Here is a 5,575-nt window from a genome sequence, read left to right as displayed (position 1 = left end):
ACCTCCATGTCTACCCCCCGAGGTCGAACGCAAAGCTGGCGTGTACGAACGAGGGGCGAGATGTGGGTAACGATATGATCTACAGCCGACGCATGGAGACTGCAAAACGCGGGGAGCGGCCTGCTGCACCGCGAACTGCGATGTCTGAAGAACCGCCGATGCCGGACGGTTGGGATGCTGACGTTTTGCGCAGCCCGCCGCTCGCTGGTCAGACGGAGCAGTCGAAAAAACTGGTCAGCGAGCGGTCGATGCAAGCGCAATTGTTACGCAATATTCCCTTCATCATCCAGCACGTTGTCTAGTTGCACCCCGTACTTCCTCACTCTCATCTTGTTTATCAGGCTTTCTCTCGCAATTATCCTAAGGGCTTGCGTAGCATTCTCTGCAATCTTTTGCTGCTGCTCCGATGAATTGCTAAATTTGCCGAACCGAAGCGAGGCGTTTACGTAACGCGAGAGATTTCCCCCCTGTTCGCTCTTGAACACATCAAGAAACTCCTCGGCGGTGGCGTCCGCGAGAACCTTCTCGTCTTCCTCATTCCATCCATTCCGGCTTGAAATGTCGGCAAGCACATCCCTGACTGATTTCGGTGCTTTGTTGCTTTCCGCGATTGTAGAAAAGCGCTCACGAATTGCTTCGTCGGTGATCTCTCCCGCAAAACCATATGCATTGAGATCAAAGATTTGGGGATTACCTTCGTGAGCGCTAACGTATATTTCGATGAGATCATCAGCTTGACCATCTTCTCCAAGCTCACGGAAAAGTCTCACAGTTCCGTTCAAGTTCAGCGGGCTTATAACTTTAGCGTTCACCTCAAAGCTGGCACGTAGAGCGTTGAGGACTTCTTCGGTGTTGTTCTCGAAGCTATTATGATAAAGATCCCAAGCGGAACTAAAAGATGACTCCGATTTTGCTGCGACAATTTGACTATTCAGCTTCCCTGCTTCTTGAGCTAGGGCGACCCTTTCGATGTAACCCTTCTCAACCGCAGCAGCTATTTGCAGGTCAAACTCATCGGCGTGTTGGTATCCATATTCTCGAAGAAAAGCATTCCATGATCTTTCTTGATCAGTCTGATCTTCCTGCTCGTCAAATCCTAATAGTCGATATCCAATATTCTTGACGTAATCGTATTTCGGAACTTCAGGCTTAGTGCTATAGAAGCATAGCGCGTATAGACATAGAGTGTGCGCGGCTTGGTGGGTAACTTCCTTTTCGAATCCGGCTAGATGCGTCATGAACTGGTCGAATAGGCGTTCGATTTTTTTGATGATCCTTATGTTGCTGATACCGAGTTTCTCAATGTGTTCTACAAGTACTTGCTTGGACTCTGCGGGGTTCGGAATTGCGATCTCGACACATTCGCGAGATGTGGGGTTGAACTCGATTTCGAAGTCGATAACTTTTTCGCGGAACTTTTGATACTCTTCGTTGTTTTCGCTGCCCATAGTTTGATCATTGAATATCAGGACGACTTTGCAGCTTCTCTGTTCTTTTAATTGAAGAACTAATCCTAAGATATCGCGCAGAGAAACACTGTCGCTCTTTCGTTCGAAGTCATCGATGCAAACCACGGACTTGTTGACTGAGAGGAAGGATGCGGATTGAATGGCTGGAGCAAAGTTCTTGATTACAGGCGCTGCATTGAAGTAAATCAGAGATTTCTTGCTGAGAGAAGAAACCAGTTTGGCTGCATTGCTTTTAAATGACTCGATGCTGGGAGCTTGCCCTATGATATTCTTGTTGACCGCTTGCTCGAATATCGCATATTTAAGCGAGTCTAATGACTGGACGCCAAAAAGGGAAATGTATGAATAGGTATCCAGAGCAATCTTGTCATTTCTCCTGGCATCGAGTAGTAACGTGTGCCATGTGTATGTTTTGCCGACCCCCCAGGCTCCCTTGATTGCCATTACTTCCGGTTCTGCGCTTTCAAGGAACCGGCCTATTTGTTCCCTCACAACATTAAGCGACATCAGTGGCTCCGAGCTTCTGTGCGTAACAATAGGTTAAGCGGCCCCGCTGGCACGCCCTGGCAGAAGGAGCGCAGCGCCGTCTGCCAATTTGCTGGGACAGTACACGTAACTCGTGACTCGGGCCAGCGTCGGCTGTCGGCGCGACTGTGGACGCCGACCGACGAATCCCGAGTGTCCGGCATTGGGACGGAGCCGCCGACTCAGCCAGTTATCCTCGATTCTGCGGTAAGACGATCGTATTCTCGCTGGACACAATCGCCGCTAGGCGATCATTCTCAGCCGTCAGCGCGGCGATCACAGATGCGGACTTCGCGAGCTTCGCGTAAAGCTCAGCAATCTCAGCCCGCAGTTCCCGGTTCATGTCCTTCTGACGCTTGAGCTCGTTGACCTTCGCGTCACGTTGCACCCGGTACCCTTTGTTCTTCGCGACGTTGATCTGATCAGCGACGTCAGGATAGCGGTTGTGGATCAGCGCAGAGCTCACACCGGCCTCCCGCGCCACCGCAGCGATCGAGAGCTTGCCATCCTTGACGATCCGGCCGCGGCCCCTCTCCAGGCGATACAGCGCCTGCAGCAGGGATTCACGAGTGTGTTCAGCTCGCGTGCTCACGTGAGGCTCTCGAAGATCCCGGCCGTGGTCTGAACGGCTTCAAGCGCCCCTAGATCCTGCAGCACCTGCTCGCACCGGGCGATATCGCGGTCGACCCGCAGCTTGGCCGCCGGCCCGAGGTCCTCGATATCCCTCAACTCCAGCTGTTGAGCATAGATCCCCGCCCAGCGTTTCAGATTCCGGCGATCGATGACGGCGTTCTGGCAGTCGCCGCAACGGGTGTTTTCGACCACGCTACGACCGGCGCACCCCCCATCGTCGGCGGTGCACCAGGCACTACCGGTCGCACGGATATGGACCAAGTCCGAAATGCGCGCGGCCATTTCTCTCCGGCTTTCGTAGGTCCGCAAGGGCTCGTGACTCGCCCGGAAGGCGCGGATCGGCTCAGCGCCGCCTCCTGATAACAAGGTCTCGTTGTCGAGCCAATGCGTCACGATCTCCAGCTTTTCATCGATCACGGCCGTCATGACCTCGTCGTAGAGGTCGGCATCCTGCTTCTCGTTGAGCGCATAGAGCGCGGTCATGTCCAGACTCCAGTGCTTGAAGTGCTGCCTCAAGTAGCGCAGGTCGCCAAATTCGCTCTTGGCCACGCACGTCGCGAAGGTGCGGCGGAACTGATGGGGTGCGAAGTGCCACGGTATGTCATGGGCCTTCGCGAAGGTGTTAATAAGGATTGCGATGCGGTCGCTCGACAGACCGACGATGTCCGTCCCCTGCTTGTAGGGTCGTCCCAAGAAGACCTTTCGTTGGTCTCCGGCCCTGGCATTTAGCTCGATGCTTTCCGGACCTGCGGCGAGCTGTTTCTCCAGCGATGCTTGAAGTGGCCTCGCTACACGCGTCACCACATCCAAGGCATCGGTCGCCAACGCGGGGATCATCCACTCGGTTTCGCCCTCACCGGTCTTGTCGGAGCGGGAAACCATCCAGTAGCTCTGATCTCCATCCTCGTTTTCGGTCGCGTACCAGCACTTCCCTCCAAGCTCGGGACGACTCTGGAGGTAGCAGAGCTCATGAATGCGAATCCCCGATAGGGTCTCAAGATCACGATGGCCGCCGCAGGCAGCAGTTCGGCATAGGCGGCGTTGAAGTCGCGTTTGTCGCGGAACCCAAAGGCGCGGATGAGCGTCCGGATGGGTCCGTTGACTGAGCCGTTGCGCGATCCTCCGCGCTCCAAACGAGCACGCTCTGATTCCACTGCACTGTAGGCTTCGAATAGGCGCTCCGCCCCCTGCAAACGTTCGACGGCCGCCTGGAAGAGGCTCTTTAGAACGTCGTCAGGGATGACAGGCGTTGTGGCCCGACGAGGACCCTGTCCAGTCAGTCCGGCCAGATGCGCTGCGGAAGACTCGGGCCAGGGCGCCGAAAAGGCGTATGGAGTGCCGAGCGCCCAGCGCTGCAGCGCCTCAACGGCCACGAAGCGGTTCGCCAACGTGTACCTCGACAAACGCTTCCCGTCGAGACCCGTCAGCGATCGGCAGTGAGCGGCATAGCTTGCGCAGTGCATCGCCGTGATCTGTGAAAGACAAGTCACCTGCAGGCGCTCAAGATAGGCGAGAAAGGATTTGCTGCCGTAGAAGAGGGTCGTGAGCGAAGCACCACGCGGACGCACTTCGACATCCCAATGTTGCAGGATTGCCTTCAGGGCCGGCCGAAACACGAGCGGGATGGTGTCGAAGTCCATTCGCCTGTCAGAGGCTTGCGTGCCAGCCGCAAATCGACTCTGAGGAAACTGCCAGGCAGGATCACCGTAGCGACTGATGACCTGATAGTCACCGCCATCGCGTCGGTACCAGCTCACCGGCATGTCGTCGCGCATCGCGGGATCGATCGCGGCCGGATCCGTTTGCTGGATGCGAATGATGTCCGGCTCGGACAGGGTCATAGCGCAGTCTCCAGCTGGTCCCAGGTTTTCCAGAACGGATGCGGCTGGTCTTTCGCGCGCTGACGTGCCGCGTGCACCACGGCTGAATCGAATTGCGGGGCAATGTCGCGATCGATGATGCGGACGATATGGGCATAGTAGCGGGACCACTTGTGTGACCCGATCCGATTGCGCTCCGAGACCAGGAGCCAGTAGTAGGAGAACAACCGCCACAGATCGTCTTCCGTGACGACAAAGGAGCGGCATCGCACGCAGGCCAGGAAGTTCGTGCAATGCTCGCCGCGTGCTTTCGGGGCGAACTGACCATGGAGCGTGTCCCGGCACTTGCTCACCGGGGTATTTTCGCTCGGTAGAGACCTGACACTCGGCTGCGAGAGCAGCTCCTTCGTCAGCACCTCACCCAGGAATCGAAAGTCCTTCTCGGCGTCCTTGGGAGCCTCCAGGTAGTGATCGTTGCTCACCTTGAGGGAATGGCCGCTCAGCTTTGCGGTAACGAACGGATCCTGGCCCGACAGCTCCCAGATCCGATTCTCAAAGGTCTTACGCAGGCGCATCACGTTCAGCCGAAGCGGGTTGCCAGCGTCGTCCCGCAAATCGTGACGCTGGCACCAGTCGCTAGTGGCTTTGGCGAGCCCGACCTGGTTGAACACAGCCGCTGAGCCGAAGGTGCGCTTGTCTCTGGTCTCGTAGACAAACAGCCATCCTGGATCTTCCGTCTTCTTAGCGCGCACCGGTGCATTGCGCCGCTTCACCGTGTCGACGATGGCCTCGACATCGGGGAGCACGGTCTTGATGACCTGAATGTCGCTGTTCTTGCGCAGCGCCTGGATGTGCGTGGCATTGCCCCGACGCTTGTAGCTGACGAGCAGCTTTCGATTGGATTTCAGTGGGTGGCGCTGTAGGCAGTCAACGGGCAGCTCGCACAGAGGGGTCGGATTCATGCCGGTCCGTGCCGCGATCGCCAACATGCAGAGGCCGAGCTCCGGGCTCAATGCCATGGACTTAGCGCCTAAAGCTATGATTATGTTACAATAATGCGTCTTCACAGGAACCTTGTAGGAGCATGCCGATGAAGCGTTGCAACGCTATCAGTCTCAACACCGAAGA

6 protein-coding genes are annotated in these 5,575 nt (G+C 56.3%); 1 reads left to right on the top strand and 5 read right to left on the bottom strand.

All coding sequences use genetic code 11. The annotated features are described in order from the left end of the window. A partial coding sequence (locus G3446_RS25300) for a hypothetical protein (protein ID WP_209262634.1) occupies positions 1-302 on the top strand: 302 nt, incomplete at its 5' end. On the opposite strand, the gene G3446_RS25295 is transcribed toward G3446_RS25300, so the two are convergent. The 5 genes from G3446_RS25295 to G3446_RS25275 all read right to left on the bottom strand — a co-directional run bounded on the left by G3446_RS25295 (position 264) and on the right by G3446_RS25275 (position 5,466). Then, positions 264-1,976, bottom strand: a complete 1,713-nt coding sequence (locus tag G3446_RS25295; protein ID WP_164456451.1) for a P-loop NTPase fold protein — start codon at positions 1,974-1,976, stop codon at positions 264-266. The genes G3446_RS25300 and G3446_RS25295 overlap by 39 nt on opposite strands. Positions 1,977-2,184: 208 nt before the next feature. After that, a complete protein-coding gene (locus G3446_RS25290) occupies positions 2,185-2,586 on the bottom strand; it encodes a TetR family transcriptional regulator (protein ID WP_164456450.1) in 402 nt (133 codons plus the stop codon). Then, positions 2,583-3,509 carry a site-specific integrase gene (locus tag G3446_RS25285; RefSeq protein WP_209262633.1) on the bottom strand — a complete coding sequence of 309 codons (927 nt, stop codon included), beginning with the start codon at positions 3,507-3,509 and terminating at the stop codon, positions 2,583-2,585. The genes G3446_RS25290 and G3446_RS25285 overlap by 4 nt, the downstream gene beginning before the upstream one ends. Further along, positions 3,461-4,267, bottom strand: coding sequence for a hypothetical protein (locus G3446_RS25280; RefSeq protein WP_209262632.1), 807 nt, complete (start codon positions 4,265-4,267; stop codon positions 3,461-3,463). Before G3446_RS25280 ends, G3446_RS25285 begins: the two co-directional genes overlap by 49 nt. A 197-nt stretch (positions 4,268-4,464) precedes the next feature. Beyond that, positions 4,465-5,466, bottom strand: coding sequence for a hypothetical protein (locus G3446_RS25275; RefSeq protein WP_164456447.1), 1,002 nt, complete (start codon positions 5,464-5,466; stop codon positions 4,465-4,467). Positions 5,467-5,575: the final 109 nt, after the last annotated feature.

The sequence above is a fragment of the Thiorhodococcus minor genome (assembly GCF_010820565.1).
Classification (GTDB): domain Bacteria; phylum Pseudomonadota; class Gammaproteobacteria; order Chromatiales; family Chromatiaceae; genus Thiorhodococcus; species Thiorhodococcus minor.
Note: the sequence above shows the minus strand (reverse complement) of the source record. Positions and strands in the feature narration are given on the sequence as shown.